Origin of the sequence: Pseudomonas sp. MB-090624, assembly GCF_003205245.1 — a bacterium.
GTDB classification, from domain to species: Bacteria; Pseudomonadota; Gammaproteobacteria; order Pseudomonadales; family Pseudomonadaceae; genus Aquipseudomonas; species Aquipseudomonas juntendi.
The window spans coordinates 20,139-35,725 of sequence record NZ_QJRK01000054.1 but is presented as its reverse complement, the minus strand read 5'-3'; the positions used below and the strand labels follow the sequence as shown (position 1 = coordinate 35,725).

The 15,587-nt window shown below is 62.2% G+C and carries 13 protein-coding genes and 7 tRNA genes; 4 read left to right on the top strand and 16 right to left on the bottom strand.

The genetic code is table 11. The features are described from left to right. Positions 1-47: 47 nt before the first annotated feature. The 8 genes from DMX12_RS24760 to gltX all read right to left on the bottom strand — a co-directional run bounded on the left by DMX12_RS24760 (position 48) and on the right by gltX (position 3,267). On the bottom strand, positions 48-482 hold the full coding sequence (locus DMX12_RS24760; RefSeq protein WP_009685047.1) for a thioesterase family protein: 435 nt from the start codon (positions 480-482) through the stop codon (positions 48-50). 240 nt (positions 483-722) lie between these two features. Then, positions 723-798: transfer RNA gene (locus tag DMX12_RS24755), tRNA-Glu, on the bottom strand. A 42-nt stretch (positions 799-840) separates the two neighbouring features. Beyond that, positions 841-916 (bottom strand) — tRNA-Ala (locus DMX12_RS24750). Between the two features lie 61 nt (positions 917-977). After that, positions 978-1,053: transfer RNA gene (locus DMX12_RS24745), tRNA-Glu, on the bottom strand. Positions 1,054-1,095: 42 nt separating this feature from the next. Then, positions 1,096-1,171: transfer RNA gene (locus DMX12_RS24740), tRNA-Ala, on the bottom strand. A gap of 52 nt (positions 1,172-1,223) precedes the next feature. Next, a tRNA-Glu gene (locus tag DMX12_RS24735) sits at positions 1,224-1,299 on the bottom strand. Positions 1,300-1,371: 72 nt separating this feature from the next. Then, positions 1,372-1,447 (bottom strand) — tRNA-Ala (locus DMX12_RS24730). 338 nt (positions 1,448-1,785) lie between these two features. Then, complete coding sequence (gene gltX / locus DMX12_RS24720; protein ID WP_009685048.1) at positions 1,786-3,267, bottom strand: glutamate--tRNA ligase; 1,482 nt, start codon at positions 3,265-3,267, stop codon at positions 1,786-1,788. Positions 3,268-3,411: 144 nt separating this feature from the next. Here gltX and DMX12_RS24715 point away from each other — a divergent pair, with 144 nt between their 5' ends. Both DMX12_RS24715 and DMX12_RS24710 read left to right on the top strand, forming a co-directional pair. Next, positions 3,412-4,467 carry an HlyD family secretion protein gene (locus DMX12_RS24715; protein ID WP_009685049.1) on the top strand — a complete coding sequence of 352 codons (1,056 nt, stop codon included), beginning with the start codon at positions 3,412-3,414 and terminating at the stop codon, positions 4,465-4,467. A 49-nt stretch (positions 4,468-4,516) separates the two neighbouring features. Further along, positions 4,517-6,007, top strand: a complete 1,491-nt coding sequence (locus tag DMX12_RS24710) for an MDR family MFS transporter (protein ID WP_177411287.1) — start codon at positions 4,517-4,519, stop codon at positions 6,005-6,007. Between the two features lie 37 nt (positions 6,008-6,044). Here the strand turns inward: DMX12_RS24710 and uvrB are convergent, their stop codons facing one another. After that, the gene (gene uvrB, locus DMX12_RS24705) at positions 6,045-8,060 is read right to left on the bottom strand and encodes an excinuclease ABC subunit UvrB (protein WP_110679711.1); all 2,016 of its coding nucleotides are present in this window, start codon (positions 8,058-8,060) and stop codon (positions 6,045-6,047) included. A gap of 287 nt (positions 8,061-8,347) precedes the next feature. Here uvrB and DMX12_RS24700 point away from each other — a divergent pair, with 287 nt between their 5' ends. Both DMX12_RS24700 and DMX12_RS24695 read left to right on the top strand, forming a co-directional pair. Further along, positions 8,348-9,544 carry an amino acid aminotransferase gene (locus DMX12_RS24700; protein ID WP_110679710.1) on the top strand — a complete coding sequence of 399 codons (1,197 nt, stop codon included), beginning with the start codon at positions 8,348-8,350 and terminating at the stop codon, positions 9,542-9,544. A gap of 62 nt (positions 9,545-9,606) precedes the next feature. After that, positions 9,607-9,682: transfer RNA gene (locus tag DMX12_RS24695), tRNA-Asn, on the top strand. An 82-nt stretch (positions 9,683-9,764) separates the two neighbouring features. Here DMX12_RS24695 and DMX12_RS24690 read toward each other — a convergent pair. From DMX12_RS24690 to tmk, 7 genes are all read right to left on the bottom strand, one after another. Further along, a complete protein-coding gene (locus DMX12_RS24690) occupies positions 9,765-10,325 on the bottom strand; it encodes a DUF1285 domain-containing protein (protein WP_110679709.1) in 561 nt (186 codons plus the stop codon). 10 nt (positions 10,326-10,335) lie between these two features. Next, positions 10,336-10,941 carry a DUF4823 domain-containing protein gene (locus DMX12_RS24685; RefSeq protein ID WP_009685054.1) on the bottom strand — a complete coding sequence of 202 codons (606 nt, stop codon included), beginning with the start codon at positions 10,939-10,941 and terminating at the stop codon, positions 10,336-10,338. A gap of 66 nt (positions 10,942-11,007) precedes the next feature. Next, a complete protein-coding gene (locus DMX12_RS24680; RefSeq protein ID WP_110679708.1) occupies positions 11,008-11,976 on the bottom strand; it encodes a GTP 3',8-cyclase MoaA in 969 nt (322 codons plus the stop codon). Between the two features lie 92 nt (positions 11,977-12,068). Continuing rightward, entirely contained in the window at positions 12,069-12,704 is a 636-nt protein-coding gene (locus DMX12_RS24675) for a TetR/AcrR family transcriptional regulator (RefSeq protein ID WP_009685056.1), read from the bottom strand. Positions 12,705-13,159: 455 nt separating this feature from the next. Then, positions 13,160-13,942 (bottom strand): TatD family hydrolase, encoded by a 783-nt coding sequence (locus DMX12_RS24670; protein WP_009685057.1) that lies wholly within the window; start codon positions 13,940-13,942, stop codon positions 13,160-13,162. 30 nt (positions 13,943-13,972) lie between these two features. Beyond that, positions 13,973-14,959 (bottom strand): DNA polymerase III subunit delta', encoded by a 987-nt coding sequence (locus DMX12_RS24665; RefSeq protein WP_029887100.1) that lies wholly within the window; start codon positions 14,957-14,959, stop codon positions 13,973-13,975. After that, a complete protein-coding gene (gene tmk / locus DMX12_RS24660) occupies positions 14,952-15,584 on the bottom strand; it encodes a dTMP kinase (protein WP_110679707.1) in 633 nt (210 codons plus the stop codon). The genes DMX12_RS24665 and tmk overlap by 8 nt, the downstream gene beginning before the upstream one ends. Between the last annotated feature and the right edge of the window lie 3 nt (positions 15,585-15,587).

Below are 15,587 nucleotides of genomic sequence, written 5' to 3'. Positions count from 1 at the left end.
GGGTCTCGGCGGAAAAAGGCGGCAGTCTAACAAAAAAACCCGGCGTTTCAGGCACCGATCAGCGCCGGCCCGTAACCGTCGAGAAATTCTGCCGGCATGCGCCTGGGCTTGCCGCTGGAAAGCTCGATGCAGGCGAAGGTGGTCTGCGCTCGCAGCAGGGTCACACCGTCACGCGGGCGTTGGAGTTGGAAACGCCGGGTCATGCGCAGGCGCTGATCCCAGTCGATGATCCAGGTGGCCAGTTGCAATTCGTCGTCTTCGTAGGCGGCCGCCAGGTAATCGATTTCGTGGCGCACCACAGCCATTGCACGGTCCAGCCGGCGATACGCGGCAAGGTCTAGGCCCAGGCGCTGGGAGTGACGCCAGGCACAGCGCTCCAGCCAGGTGACGTAGACGGCATTGTTGGCGTGGCCGAGGCCATCGATGTCCTCGCTGCCGACGCGCAGGTCGATGACGAAGGGTGTTGGCAGGTCCCAACTCATGTTCGCTTCCTTGGCGCAAAAGCCGATTTAGCAGCGGCGAGCGGGTCAATGTCCAGCGACATCGCCATGCTCCAGGGTCAATGCACCCTGCGCAGCCTGCAGAATGCGTTAGCCAGGCAAAAAGCCATGGCCCTATTCCAGAGCAGGTATGACAGGGAAAACGGGGGAAGGGAAAAAACAAAAGGCTCATTCAATAATCGAATGAGCCTTCAAAGTCCCGCAAAACGCGGGTAAAAAAATTGGCGTCCCCTAGGGGACTCGAACCCCTGTTACCGCCGTGAAAGGGCGGTGTCCTAGGCCACTAGACGAAGGGGACATAACCTTCGCAAAGATTCATTTGCATGAACCCTGGCATAAATGGTGGAGCTAAGCGGGATCGAACCGCTGACCTCCTGCATGCCATGCAGGCGCTCTCCCAGCTGAGCTATAGCCCCGAAACAAAAGGCTCATCAATAATCGACGAGCCTTTTTAAGCCCTGCAAAACGCAGGAAAAGTGGCGTCCCCTAGGGGACTCGAACCCCTGTTACCGCCGTGAAAGGGCGGTGTCCTAGGCCACTAGACGAAGGGGACGTAACCTTCGCAAAGATTCACTCGCGTGAACCCTGGCAGAATTGGTGGAGCTAAGCGGGATCGAACCGCTGACCTCCTGCATGCCATGCAGGCGCTCTCCCAGCTGAGCTATAGCCCCGGATTTTTAGCCTCGCGGCCCAGCGACATCTACAACATCGCTTGTGCAAAACTGGCGTCCCCTAGGGGACTCGAACCCCTGTTACCGCCGTGAAAGGGCGGTGTCCTAGGCCACTAGACGAAGGGGACGAACCTTCTTACCTTCAAGACCCGGTTGCTGGACCCGGTCTTGCTTACCAGCCTGGGCTGTTAAGCGGAATTTGGTGGAGCTAAGCGGGATCGAACCGCTGACCTCCTGCATGCCATGCAGGCGCTCTCCCAGCTGAGCTATAGCCCCACAATGTCGCTTTGAACCGAACCGCTGGCTGGATGCCTGGCGCTTCGTTTACGTTCATCGCTGTGGACGGGGCGCATATTAAGATCGGATTGCAGGGCTGTCAAACGAATTTTCAAAAATAATCAAAAATTTTTTCACAGATAACAATCACTTACCGCCCTGCCCTGCCCAAACCTGAGCATCCAGGGCCTGCGATCAACCTGTGGGAGCGGCCTTGTGTCGCGAAAGGGCCGCAACGCGGCCCCGGCGATATTTGCGTTGAAGCTGAAATCGTGGGACCGCGTTGCGGTCCTTTCGCGACACAAGGCCGCTCCCACAAGGTTCGGCTGCGGCCTTCCTCAGGCGATGGTGGCCAGCAGCTTTTCCCACTCTTTGTTTTCTTTCTTCGACACACCACCCAGCAGGTCCAGGGCCTGGCGCAGGCGGTAGCGGGTCAGGTCCGGGCCAAGGATTTCCATGGCGTCCAGCACCGACACCGAGCTGGCCTGGCCGGTGATGGCCGCGAACATCAGCGGCATGGCATCGCGCAGCTTCAGCTCCAGCGCCTCGACCACAGCCTGGATACAGCCGGTGATACGCTCTTTTTCCCACTGGCGCAGGCTTTCGAGCTTCCACAGGATCAGCTGGATGACCTGGCGCACCTGGTCGGCCGACAACTTCTTGCTTTCGAACAGCTTGGCGTCCAGCTTCAACGCGCCTTCGAAGAAGAAACCGCCCAGCGGGGCGACCTGACTGAAGGTTTCCACCCGGCCCTGCACATGCGGGGCGATCTTCATCATGTAATCGCTGTTGAACGCCCACTTCTGCAGGCGCGCCGCGAACTCCTCGACCGGCAGCTCGCGCAGCCACTGGCCGTTGAGCCAGGACAGCTTCTCGATATCGAAGATCGGGCCGCCCAGCGAGATGCGCGACAGGTCGAAGTGCTCGACCATCTCGGCCAGCGAGAACTTCTCGCGCTCGTCCGGCATCGACCAGCCCATGCGGCCCAGGTAGTTGAGCATGGCTTCGGGCATGAAGCCCATGCGCTCGTAGAAGGTGACCGACGTCGGGTTCTTGCGCTTGGACAACTTGGACTTGTCGGGGTTACGCAACAGCGGCATGTAGCACAGCTTGGGCTGCTCCCAGCCGAAATACTCGTACAGTTTGATCAGCTTGGGTGCCGATGGCAGCCATTCTTCGCCGCGCAGCACGTGGGTGATGCCCATCAGGTGGTCGTCCACCACGTTGGCCAGGAAGTACGTGGGCAGGCCGTCGTTCTTCATCAGCACCTGCATGTCCATGCGATCCCACGGGATTTCGACATCGCCACGCAGCATGTCCGGCACCACGCACACGCCTTCGCTGGGCACCTTCATGCGGATCACGTGCGGCTCGCCAGCGGCCAGGCGACGCTGCACTTCCTCGTCGCTCAGCAGCAAGGCACGGCCGTCATAGCGCGGTGTTTCGCCGCGGGCTTGCTGTTCGGCACGCATCTGTTCCAGCTCTTCGGCGGTGCAGAAGCAGTAGAAAGCGTGGCCGGCGTCGACCAGTTGCTTGGCGTACTGGGCGTAGATCTCGCCACGCTCGCTCTGCCGGTACGGGCCGTGCGGGCCGCCAACGTCCGGGCCTTCGTTCCATTCGATGCCGAGCCAGCGCAGGGCATCGAAGATCTGCTGCTCCGACTCGCGCGTGGAGCGCAACTGGTCGGTGTCTTCGATGCGCAGGATGAACTCACCGCCGTGCTGCTTGGCGAAGCAGTAGTTGAACAGGGCGATGTAGGCAGTGCCAACATGAGGGTCGCCGGTAGGCGATGGCGCGATACGCGTGCGTACGGTGGTCATGGAGAGTCTCGAACGAAAGATGAAACAAAGGCGGGATGTTAGCAGGTGGCGGGCACCGGGCTCCAGCAATGGCGCGAACGTCACTTGCCGAGTGGCCATCTGCCGCTGTTAAATTTATTTACATTTCTGCAACGACAATCCCCCATGCCTGCCCAACTCAAACGCCGCCTGGCGATATTCTTCACCCTGGTGGCCATCATCGCCCTGGCTTTCCTGGCCCATTGGTATTTCAAGGGGCGCTTCTACGAAAGCACCGACAACGCCTACGTACAGGGCGAGATCACCCGTGTCTCCAGCCAGTTGGGCGCGCGCATCGACAGCGTGCCGGTCGAAGACAACCAGCATGTCAACCAGGGCGACCTGCTGGTGCGCCTGGAGGCGGCCGATTTCGAGCTGGCCCTTGAGCGCGCCCGTGCGGCACTGGCCACCCGCGAAGCCGAGTACGCCCAGGCGCAAAGCCGCCTTACCCAGCAAAGCAGCCTGATTGCCGCCGGCCAGGCCCAGGTGGCCGCCAACCAGGCCACGTTCGACCGCTCGCGGCTGGACCTGAGCCGCGCCGAGAAACTGCGCAAGCCAGGGTTTGTGTCGGAAGAACGGGTCACCACCCTGTCGGCCGACAGCCATGTTGCCGGGTCGCAAGTGGACAAGGCCCGTGCCGACCTGCAAAGCCAGCGCCAGCAGGTCAGCGCACTGAATGCCGAGCTCAAGCGCCTCGATGCGCAGATCGCCAATGCCCGCGCCGACCTGGCCCAGGCCGAGTTGAACCTCACCCGCTGCGAGATCCGCGCGCCCATCAGCGGCACCATCGGCCAGCGCAGTGCCCGTAATGGCCAGGTGGTGCAGGCCGGGGCTTACTTGCTGTCGATCGTGCCTGACGAAGACATCTGGGTGCAGGCCAACTTCAAGGAAACCCAGATTGGCCATATGCAGCCAGGCCAGCGCGCCGAACTGCTGTTCGACAGCTACCCCGATACGCCGATCGAAGGCCGGGTCGACAGCCTGTTCGCAGCCTCGGGTGCGCAATTCAGCCTGCTGCCACCGGACAACGCCACCGGCAACTTCACCAAGGTGGTCCAGCGCATCCCGGTAAAACTCACCTTCCGCGCCGACAACCCTCTGCACGGGCGTATTCGCCCGGGCATGTCGGTCACTGCCACCGTGGACCTGCGCAACGAAGACGAAGGCCACGATGGCCGCTGAACAACTGCTGCGCCCAACGGCGGAGCCCAGCCGCCGCGACTGGATCGCCGTGATGAGCGTGATGCTCGGCGCCTTCATGGCGGTGCTGGACATCCAGATCACCAACTCTTCGCTCAAGGACATCCAGGGCGCGCTGTCGGCCACCCTGGAAGAAGGCTCGTGGATTTCCACCTCGTACCTGGTCGCGGAAATCATCATGATCCCGCTGACGGCCTGGCTGGTGCAGCTGCTGTCGGCGCGGCGCCTGGCGGTGTGGGTTTCGGCCGGGTTCCTGCTGTCTTCGTTACTGTGCTCGATGGCCTGGAACCTGGAAAGCATGATCCTGTTCCGCGCCCTGCAAGGCTTTACCGGCGGCGCGCTGATCCCGCTGGCATTCACCCTGACCTTGACCAAACTGCCGGAGCACCACCGTGCCAAGGGCATGGCCATGTTCGCCATGACCGCCACCTTCGCGCCGTCGATCGGCCCCACCCTGGGCGGCTGGCTGACCGAGAACTGGGGCTGGGAATACATCTTCTACATCAACATCCCGCCGGGCCTGGTGATGATCGCTGGCCTGCTGTACGGCCTGGAGAAAAAGGAGGCGCACTGGGACCTGCTGAAAAGCACCGACTATGCCGGCATCCTCACACTCGGCCTGGGCCTGGGCTGCCTGCAGGTATTTCTGGAAGAAGGCCACCGCAAGGACTGGCTGGAATCGCACTTGATCGTGGCCCTGGGCAGCGTCGCCCTGGTCAGCCTCATCACCTTCGTCATCCTGCAGTTTTCCAGGCCGCACCCACTGATCAACCTGCGCATACTCGGCAACCGTAACTTCGGCCTGTCGAGCATCGCCAGCCTGGGCATGGGGGTCGGGTTGTACGGCTCGATCTACCTCCTGCCGCTGTACCTGACCCAGGTGCAGGGCTACAACGCCCTGCAGATTGGCGAAGTGATCATGTGGATGGGTATTCCGCAGCTGTTCCTGATTCCGCTGGTGCCGCAGCTGATGAAGGTGGTATCGCCCAAGGTGCTGTGTGCGCTGGGCTTCTGCCTGTTCGGCGCTGCCAGTTTCGGCTCGGGGGTCCTGACCCCTGACTTTGCCGGGCCGCAGTTCAACCATGTGCAGATCATTCGCGCACTGGGCCAGCCGATGATCATGGTCACCATCTCGCTGATCGCCACCGCCTATATTCAGCCGCAGGACGCAGGGTCTGCGTCGAGCCTGTTCAATATCCTGCGCAACCTCGGCGGCGCCATTGGCATTGCCTTGCTGGCTACACTGCTGGACGCGCGCACCAAGGTGTATTTCGATTACCTGCGTGAGGCCGTGGTGCCCACCAACCCCCAAGTGGCCGAGCGCCTGGCGCAACTGACGGAGCGCCTGGGGAGTGACAATGCGGCGCTGGGCAAGCTGAGCGAGATCACCCACCAGCAGGCGCTGATCATGGCTTACAACGACGCCTTCCACTTCGTCGGGATTGGTTTGGCGGTAAGCATGGTGGCGGTGCTGCTGACCCGCAAATTGCCCCAGGGCTTGAAAGCTGGCGAGGCCCATTGAGCTTGTTACGATGCACCCACAGGGCCGGCGCCAGCCTTCAGCTGGTGATCAACCGCTCGCGCAGCTTGGTGATCTCGTCACGCAACTGCGCAGCGGCTTCGAACTCCAGGTCGCGGGCGAACTGCATCATCTTCTCCTCCAACTGCTTGATACGCTTGGTGATCTCCCCAGGCGTGCGCAGTTCGGCCTCGTAACGGGCGCTCTCCTCCGCGGCCTTGGCCATGCCCTTGCGCTTCTTGCTGCGCGCACCCGGTACGGTGGCGCCCTCCATGATGTCGGTAATGTCCTTGATCACGCCCTTGGGCACGATGCCGTTGGCTTCGTTGAAGGCGATCTGCTTCTCGCGGCGGCGCTCGGTTTCATCGATCGCCCGCTGCATAGAGCCAGTGATGTTGTCGGCGTACAGGATGGCCCGGCCATTGAGGTTACGCGCCGCACGGCCGATGGTCTGGATCAGCGACCGCTCCGAGCGCAGGAAGCCTTCCTTGTCGGCATCGAGGATCGCCACCAGGGACACCTCGGGCATGTCCAGGCCCTCACGCAGCAGGTTGATCCCCACCAGCACGTCAAAGGTACCCAGGCGCAAGTCACGGATGATCTCCACCCGCTCCACCGTGTCGATGTCCGAGTGCAGGTAGCGCACTCGCACATCGTGATCGGCCAGGTAGTCGCTGAGGTCTTCTGCCATGCGCTTGGTCAAGGTGGTGGCCAGCACCCGTTCGCCGGCAGCCACCCGCTTGCGGATCTCCGACAGCAGGTCGTCGACCTGGGTCAGTGCCGGGCGAATTTCGACCTGCGGGTCGACCAGCCCGGTGGGGCGCACCACCTGCTCCACCACCCGCCCGGCATGCTCGGCCTCATAAGGCCCCGGGGTGGCGGAAACGAAGATGGTCTGTGGGCTGACACTCTCCCATTCATCGAAGCGCATGGGCCGGTTGTCCAGTGCCGACGGCAGGCGGAAGCCATACTCGACCAGGATTTCCTTGCGCGAACGGTCGCCTTTGTACATGGCCCCCACCTGCGGCACGCTGACATGGGATTCGTCGATTACCAGCAGCGCATCAGGCGGCAGGTAGTCGTACAGCGTTGGCGGCGGTGCACCCGCCGGGCGGCCAGACAAGTAACGCGAGTAGTTTTCGATGCCATTGCAGTAGCCCAGCTCCAGGATCATCTCCAGGTCGAACCGGGTGCGCTGCTCCAGGCGCTGGGCTTCGACCAGCTTGTTGGCCTTGTGCAGGTACTCCAGGCGGTCCTTGAGCTCCGCCTTGATGCCCTCCACGGCGTCCAGCAGGGTTTCCCGCGGGGTGACGTAGTGGCTTTTGGGGTAGAAGGTGAACCGCGGCAGCTTGCGGAAGACCTCGCCGGTCAGCGGGTCGAACGCCGCGATGTTCTCCACCTCGTCGTCGAACAGCTCGACGCGGATGGCCTCCAGGTCCGATTCTGCGGGGAAAATGTCGATCACATCCCCCCTTACACGGAAGGTGGCGCGGGCAAAGTCCATCTCGTTGCGGGTGTACTGCAGGTCGGCCAGGCGGCGCAGCAGCGCGCGCTGGTCGAGCTTGTCGCCGCGGTCCACGTGCAGGACCATTTTCAGGTAGGTCTCGGGGCTGCCCAGGCCGTAGATGCACGACACGGTGGTGACGATGATCGCATCGCGGCGCTCCAGCAGCGCCTTGGTCGCCGAGAGGCGCATCTGCTCGATATGGTCGTTGATCGATGCATCCTTCTCGATGAAGGTGTCCGACGACGGTACATAGGCTTCCGGCTGGTAATAGTCGTAGTAGGAGACGAAGTACTCCACCGCGTTATTGGGGAAAAACGCCTTGAACTCACCGTACAGCTGCGCGGCCAGGGTCTTGTTCGGCGCCAGCACCAGGGTCGGGCGCTGAACCTGCTGGATCACGTTGGCAATGCTGAACGTCTTGCCCGAACCGGTCACCCCCAGCAGCGTCTGGTGCGACAGCCCGGCCTCGATGCCCTCGACCATCTGGCGGATCGCCTCGGGCTGGTCGCCGGCAGGCTGGAAACGGGTAACGAGCTGGAACTCGGACATGACGGACCTCGCGGTGCTGCAGCAACTGTAAATTTAGCCAGTAGTCTATACCCAAATGCGCCCGCAAGGGGGGGCTTTCAAGGCACAGCCACAACCAGGTATTACGGTTGACCGGGCAATCAGACCGATGGTCAAAAAATATTTGCGCAAATACCCGGAAAAGCCGCGCCAGAGTGTCGCGGTCACCGGTCGGTATCACTATACTGACTCCCCGTTTGTGCACCGCTTCAGTGCATTCGGCTGGAGCGTGTACGCCCTATCACTCTCCAATCAGAGCCGAAGTAACAATGAGCCTGTTTTCCGCTGTCGAGCTGGCACCCCGCGACCCTATCCTGGGCCTCAACGAAGCATTCAATGCCGACCCACGTACCGACAAGGTCAACCTGGGTGTTGGCGTGTACTGCAATGAGGAAGGCCGCATTCCGCTGCTGCGCGCCGTGATCGAAGCCGAGACCCAGCGTGCAGCCCAGCATGCCTCGCGCGGCTACCTGCCGATCGATGGTATCGCCACCTACGACCAGGCCGTGCAAAAGCTGCTGTTCGGTGCCGAATCGCCACTGCTGGCCGCCGGCCGCGTGGTCACCGTGCAGGCCGTCGGTGGTACTGGCGCACTGAAAATCGGTGCCGACTTCCTCAAGCGGATCTCGCCAAACGCCGTGGTGGCCATCAGCGACCCAAGCTGGGAAAACCACCGCGCCCTGTTCGAGTCGGCCGGTTTCCCGGTGCAGACCTACCGCTACTACGACGCCCCGAGCAACGACGTCAACCGCGCCGGCATGCTCGAAGACCTCAACGCCCTGCCCTCCGGCTCGATCGTGGTGCTGCACGCCTGCTGTCACAACCCGACGGGCGTCGACCTGAGCCTGGACGACTGGAAAAACGTGCTGGAAGTGGTCGAGGCCAAAGGCCACGTGCCGTTCCTCGACATGGCCTACCAAGGCTTTGGTGACGGCATTGCCGAAGACGCCTTCGCGGTCCGCCTGTTCGCCGAGTCGGGCCTGGAGTTCTTCGTATCCAGCTCATTCTCCAAGTCGTTCTCGCTGTACGGCGAGCGCGTGGGTGCGCTGTCGGTGGTTACCGCCTCCAAAGACGAAAGCACCCGCGTGCTGTCGCAGGTCAAGCGCGTGATCCGCACCACCTATTCCAACCCGCCCACCCACGGCGCAACCATCGTCGCTACCGTGCTGAACAGCGCCGAGCTGCGCCAGATGTGGGAAACCGAACTGGCCGAAATGCGCGAACGCATCCACGGCATGCGCAAGCAGATGGTCGCGCTGTTGGCCGAATACGGTGCCAACCGCGATTTCAGCTTCGTCGGTCGCCAGGTCGGCATGTTCTCCTACTCGGGCCTGAGCGTAGAGCAGGTCGCCCGGTTGAAGAACGACTTTGGCATCTATGCGCTGGACACTGGCCGCATCGCTGTGGCTGCGCTGAACCAGAGCAACATCCATGTCGTCACCAAGGCGATCGTGCAAGTGTTGTAACTGCTTGATTTGGCAGGGGGTGGCTTGACTTCCCCCTGGCGATCAGTATGATGTGCGCAGATTCCGCGATAGCTCAGTCGGTAGAGCAAATGACTGTTAATCATTGGGTCCCTGGTTCGAGTCCAGGTCGCGGAGCCAAACATTGAAAAAGCCCCCGGCTGTGAAAGCAGCCGGGGGCTTTTTCGTTTGCTGCGAAGCCGGCGACGCACGCACAATGCAATCAGCTGCTGCGCCCAATCGGGTAGAACTCGCCACCGCTCCAAACGCCCAGCCATTGCTCACCGTCGATCTCGCGCGGCACCGCCAACTCCACCATCTGGTAGAACACATTACGGTGTATCAATGCCTCGAGGTTGCTGCGCATCAGCACGTACGGCGACGGCTCTTGCGTCACCGGATCGGTGACTACCCGTAGCGGATTGGCCGGGCCGGCCTCGACCTGATCCTCGACATTGCTGGTAAAGCGCAGCACCTGCTGCTCGCCCTGCCCTTGCACCTCCAGCGCCACTGCCACGAACGGCGCATCGTCTACCTGGATGCCCACCTTTTCCACCGGGGTAATCAGGAAGTAATCGTCACCATCGCGGCGCAGGATGTTCGAGAACAGCCGCACCATCGGTTTGCGGCCGATGGGCGTGCCCAGGTAATACCAGGTGCCATCGCGGGCGATACGCATGTCGATGTCACCGCAGAAATCGGGGTTCCACAGGTGGACCGGTGGCAGGCCCTTGGCCTTGGGGATCTGCGCCAGCAGGTCGTTGGCCTTACCGGTGTCGCTCATCACACTCGCCTCACTCACTCATGCCCAGAAGGCTACGAGCGTACTCGCGCATCGGTGCGGCAAGCAAATCCTCGGGGGTTTTGTCGTGGAACGTCAACAAACCGCCACGGCTCTTGATGCGAGCGGTATCGATCAGGTAACGGGTATTGGTTTCGATCAGCATCATCTGCACCACGCCGCTGTCCCAGCCCAGGCGGTCGACGGCTTGCTCGTCGTACCACTCGTCACCATTGCCGATGCGGTCGTCGGTGCGGGCGAAGCGGGTATACAGCACATAGTCGGCACCGACCGAACGGGCCTGCGCAATGGCCTCTTCCAGGCCCAGCGGGCCTTGGGCGCGGCGTACCAGCGGGAAATACTCGACGAAACTCTTGAACGCCTGCTCGGCCACTGCATTCTGCCGGGGTACCGGGCCCTTGCCAGGCGGCACGAATGCGCCCTGCCCTATGAAGATGAACGAGTCGGGCTGCAGGCGAATCGACAGCGTGCGCCGGGTTTCGCTATGGTCCAGCAGCCCTGCGTCGCTCATGTGATAGCGGACGCCCTCGCCCATATCGCTGACATTCATGCAACCGCCCAACGCCATCAGCGCCAGCAGCAAGACCAGGCTACGCATCTTTCCTCCAGTGACCGGCGACGAAAAACCGGCGAATAGCCGGCGGATGCAGCTTTTGCGCCAGCTTCAGCCGCCGATTACCTTCATCACCGTCACGCCGCCGGAAAACGCCAATGCCTGTTTGTCTGCCAGCGCCTTGACCAGTAACCGCTGCAGCGCCGGCAAGGCTTGGTGACGTGGTTTCTCCAGAAGGTCGCCAACGAAATGACGATTGCCCGACGACAGGCAGCCATGCAGCCAACCTGTGGACGACAGCCGTAGCCGCGAGCACGTGCGGCAGAACGGCACGCTCTCATTGGCGATGACGCCGAAGTGCCCCTTGCCGGGGATCTGATAGCGCATGGCGGTGGCGTCCACCGGCGCAGCGACACGGGCGAGGGCATGCTGACCGCCGATCAGCGTGAGCAGGTCATCGAGGCTGACGAATTGCCGCAGGAAAGCAGAGTGATCACGCGCCAGGTGGCCCATGCGCATCAGTTCGATGAAACGCAACTCAAAGCCCCGCGCCATGCAGTAATCCAGCAACGGCAGCACCTGGTCGAGGTTTTGCCCGCGCATCGGCACCATGTTCACTTTGATCTGCATGCCCATGGCGCGAGCCCGCTCCATCGCCGCCAGCACCGTGGCCAGGTCGCCGCCGCGGGCGATCTGGCGAAACGTCAACGGATCCAGGGTGTCGAGCGAAACATTCAGCCGGCGAATTCCGGCTGCCTGCAATTGCGGCAACTTACGGCCTAGCAGCTGACCATTGGTAGTCAGCGAAATATCCTCGAGGCCGAGCTTGGCCACCGCGGCGAGAAAGGGATCCAGGCGCGGACTGACCAGCGGTTCACCACCGGTGATACGCAAGCGCTCGATGCCGGCTGCTTCAATCAGGTAGGCCACGCCACGCGCCAGTGCGTCTGCCGAAAGCTCATCCTGCGCCGCCACCAGGCGCTTGCCGTCGGGCACGCAATAGGTACAGGCGTAATTGCAGGCAGCCGTCAGGCTGACACGCAGGTTACGAAACCGCCTGCCTTGACGATCGACGATCATGGATGACTCCGGCATGGATAGAAGGGCCGGCAAAAGCTGACTCATAAATCAGGTTTTTGCAAGCCCTGTACACATAGCCGGTGGGGCGTAGCTCAGTGGGACGGCTCCGGGTCGCGCTTGCGCTTGTTGCCCATGCGCACGCCGATGTCCATCAGGAACTGGAAGAAGCCTTCCTGATCTTCCAGCACATTGCTCCAGAACGGTGAGTGGTACAGCGCAACGGCACCATGCACCAGTGCCCAGGCGGCGCAGTAATGGAAGTAAGGAGGCACGTCTTCGAGCTTGCCCTCGCTGATGCGGCCCTTGATCAGCTGGGTGAGGCGGTCGAAGTTGGAGGCACGGATGCTGTGCAACTGTTCGACCATTTCCGGCACCTGGTTGCCCTTGACCACCTTCTCTTCCAGGCGGTCGAACAGCCGGTAACGCTGAGGGTCACGCATGCGGAATTCGAAATAGGCACGCGACAGGGCCTCTTTGTCACGGTCGACGTCGGCCGAGTGCAGCAACCCGTTCAGGTCGCGCTCGTAGTCGAGCATCAGGCGCAGGTAGATTTCGGCCTTGGACTTGAAGTGCTTGTAGATCGTGCCTTTGCCGATGCCCACGGCGTCGGCGATCATCTCGACGGTGACGCTGTCTTCACCTTGCTCGAGAAACAGCTTGAGCGCGGTATCGAGGATTTCCTGTTCGCGACGGCGAAACTCACGGACCTTACGAGGTTCTTTCTGCATGGGAAGGACTGGATGACAATCGAAGCGGTTTATTATGCCTAACTTGCGGGAAATTGCACGGATCTTCCGAGCATGGCTGTGTTTCAGAATGCTCTCGACCATACGCTGCGGGAGGAACCAGACGCGGGCGTATTCCAAATCTGTTTAAAAAACGACCAATAGCCACTGGCAGGCCGCCAAACCTGGCCAATACTAGAAGTGTTGGCGCGGCGCATCCCCCCTAGCGGCGCGCCGATAAAGGTGCTCAGGGACCGCGTACCTTTGTTTTACTCCTAATGGTCTTAACCCGGATTCCTCCCCCAGAACCCGGGTTTTTTTTGTGTGTTTGCGGCGGATATGCGTTGGAGGTGGGGTTTTGGGGATGGTATGCGGGGCGAAGGTGTTCGATCTCACAGGCGCTGAATTTGTTGTGGCAGGCACCTCATGGCCCTCACACAACCTTCAACGCCAATGAATCAACCCACCCGCGCCAACGGAAACAACCGCTTGAAGTTAGCCGTTGTCTGCTCAGCCAATTGCCCATAACTGGCCCCGCGCAGCGAAGCCACATACTCCGCCACTTCCCGTACATATTGCGGCAGGTTCGGCTTGCCGCGATACGGAATTGGCGCCAGGTACGGCGAATCGGTCTCTACTAACAAACGGTCGACCGGCACTTGCCGCGCCACCTCCCGCAGGGCATCGGCATTGCGGAAGGTAACGATGCCAGACAGCGATATGTAATAGCCCAGGTCCAGCGCCGCCTTGGCCATGTCCCAGTCTTCGGTAAAGCAGTGCAGCACGCCAGCCTGCGGCAGATTGGCCTCGCGCAGCAGTGCCAGGGTATCGGCACGCGCCGCCCGGGTATGCACGATCACTGGCTTGCCGGTCTGCCGCGAAGCCTCCAGGTGCAGGCGGAACGAGGCCTGCTGCAATTCAGCGGCTTCTGGCTCGTAGTGGTAATCCAGCCCGGTTTCGCCAATGGCCACCACATGCGGGTGGGCCAGTTCGCGCAGTAGCCATTCCAGCGCCGGGGTTTCGCCCGGCGCCAGGTCCAGCGGGTGTACACCGACCGAGCAGTCGACATCCGCGTACTGCTCGCTCAACGCCTTTACCGCGCCGGCGTTTTCGGCACTGACGCCGATGCACAGGAAATGCCCCACCCCGCGATCACGCGCCGCCTGCAGCGCAGCATCGAGCGAGCCCTGATGGGCACTGAGGTCAAGACGGTCAAGGTGGCAATGGGAGTCTACGAGCATGGGATAGCGGCACACATGGAAAATGGGAAATCAGCGGGCGCCCGGCAGTTGCAGCCAATGGGCCAGCAGCGATTCGAGCAACAGGGTTTGATTGAGGTTGGCCTTACCCAGCACCTTCTGGCGCTGTTCGAGGATCCACGCCTGCACCTCCAGCACCTTGGCCTGGCGGCTTTTCTGCGCCAGGTACTGCACCACCTTGCGCATATCGGCCAAGCCTAACCCCTCCTCGTCCTGGGTCAACTGGTAGCGCAGAATGAGGTGCGCCCAATCGCAGAACCAGTCGAATACCCTCAACATCGGCACAGCCTTCCAGGCTTCAGCCAGCTGGCTGGGCGATTGCTGTTGCTTGAGCAACTTCTTCACCCCGTCAGTAACCAGCGCACGCTGCTCACGCACACCCTGCGCCTGCAGGCTGATCGCCATCAGCGGCGAGCCGGCGGCCAAACTCAGCAATTCGTCGCGCTCGGCCTCGTCCATATCAGGCAACGCCGCGGCCAACCAGGCCTGGCTCTGGGCCAGGTTTGGCTGGGGGCAGGCTACCTGCTGACAACGGCTCTTGATGGTCGGCAGCAGCCGGCTGGGCTGGTGCGTGACCAGCAGCAACACGGTGTCGCCGGAAGGCTCCTCAAGGCTTTTCAACAGTGCGTTGGAAGCATTGACGTTCATGGCTTCGACCGGCTCGATCAACACCACCTTGCGCCCACCCAACTGCGCCGTCTGCACCACGAAGGCCACCAGCTCACGGACCTGGTCGACCTTGATCGGCTTATCGGCCTCTTCGGGCTCAAGGATGTAGTTGTCAGGGTGGCTACCGGCCTTCAGCAGCAGGCAGGATTTGCAGGTGCCGCAGGCATCCAGGCCTTGCGGCTGCTGGCACAACAGGCGGGCCATCAGGCGCTCGGCCATGGCCCGCTTGCCAATGCCCTGCGGCCCGTGCAGCAGGTAGGCATGGGCATGCTGACTGCGCCCGGCCAATTGCTGCCAGAGCGCCTGCTGCCATGGGTAGGCCTCAGCCACGGCAACGCTCCACGATGGCCGGCAACAGCGCATCGATAGCACGCTGCACGGCTGCGAGCGGCTGTGCGGCATCCAGCAGGCTGTAACGCTGCGGTTCGCGCTGGGCGCGCTGCAGGTAGGCCTGGCGCACAGCCTGGAAAAACGCCTGGCCTTCCTGCTCGAAGCGGTCGAGGCGACCGCGCGCAGCGGCACGGGCCAAACCGACTTCGACCGGCAGGTCGAACACCAGGGTCAGCTGCGGGCGAAGGTCGCCCTGGACGAATTGCTCCAGGGTGGCGATACGCTCGACCGACAGGCCGCGGCCGCCGCCCTGGTAGGCATACGTGGCATCGGTAAACCGGTCGCACAACACCACAGCGCCACGGGCCAGCGCCGGGCGGATCACCTGGGCCAGGTGCTGGGCGCGGGCAGCGAACACCAGCAGCAGTTCGGTGTCGGCTGCCATGGGTTCATCGCTGGGGGCCAGTAGCAGCTCACGCACCTTCTCGGCCAGCGGCGTGCCACCTGGCTCACGGGTCAGCACCACATCCAGGCCATGCTCGCGCAAGCGCGCCGCCAGGTAGTCGCGGTTGGTGCTTTTGCCCGCGCCTTCGGGGCCTTCCAAAGTAATAAACAAGCCGCTCACAGG

Coding starts and splice junctions, on each gene's coding strand:
- DMX12_RS24675 (WP_009685056.1), bottom strand. CDS start 12,704: ATGCAGAAAGAACCTCGTAAGGTCCGTGAGTTTCGCCGTCGCGAACAG.
- DMX12_RS24670 (WP_009685057.1), bottom strand. CDS start 13,942: ATGCTCGTAGACTCCCATTGCCACCTTGACCGTCTTGACCTCAGTGCC.
- DMX12_RS24715 (WP_009685049.1), top strand. CDS start 3,412: ATGCCTGCCCAACTCAAACGCCGCCTGGCGATATTCTTCACCCTGGTG.
- DMX12_RS24690 (WP_110679709.1), bottom strand. CDS start 10,325: ATGAGCGACACCGGTAAGGCCAACGACCTGCTGGCGCAGATCCCCAAG.
- DMX12_RS24760 (WP_009685047.1), bottom strand. CDS start 482: ATGAGTTGGGACCTGCCAACACCCTTCGTCATCGACCTGCGCGTCGGC.
- DMX12_RS24685 (WP_009685054.1), bottom strand. CDS start 10,941: ATGCGTAGCCTGGTCTTGCTGCTGGCGCTGATGGCGTTGGGCGGTTGC.
- uvrB (WP_110679711.1), bottom strand. CDS start 8,060: ATGTCCGAGTTCCAGCTCGTTACCCGTTTCCAGCCTGCCGGCGACCAG.
- gltX (WP_009685048.1), bottom strand. CDS start 3,267: ATGACCACCGTACGCACGCGTATCGCGCCATCGCCTACCGGCGACCCT.
- DMX12_RS24680 (WP_110679708.1), bottom strand. CDS start 11,976: ATGATCGTCGATCGTCAAGGCAGGCGGTTTCGTAACCTGCGTGTCAGC.
- DMX12_RS24700 (WP_110679710.1), top strand. CDS start 8,348: ATGAGCCTGTTTTCCGCTGTCGAGCTGGCACCCCGCGACCCTATCCTG.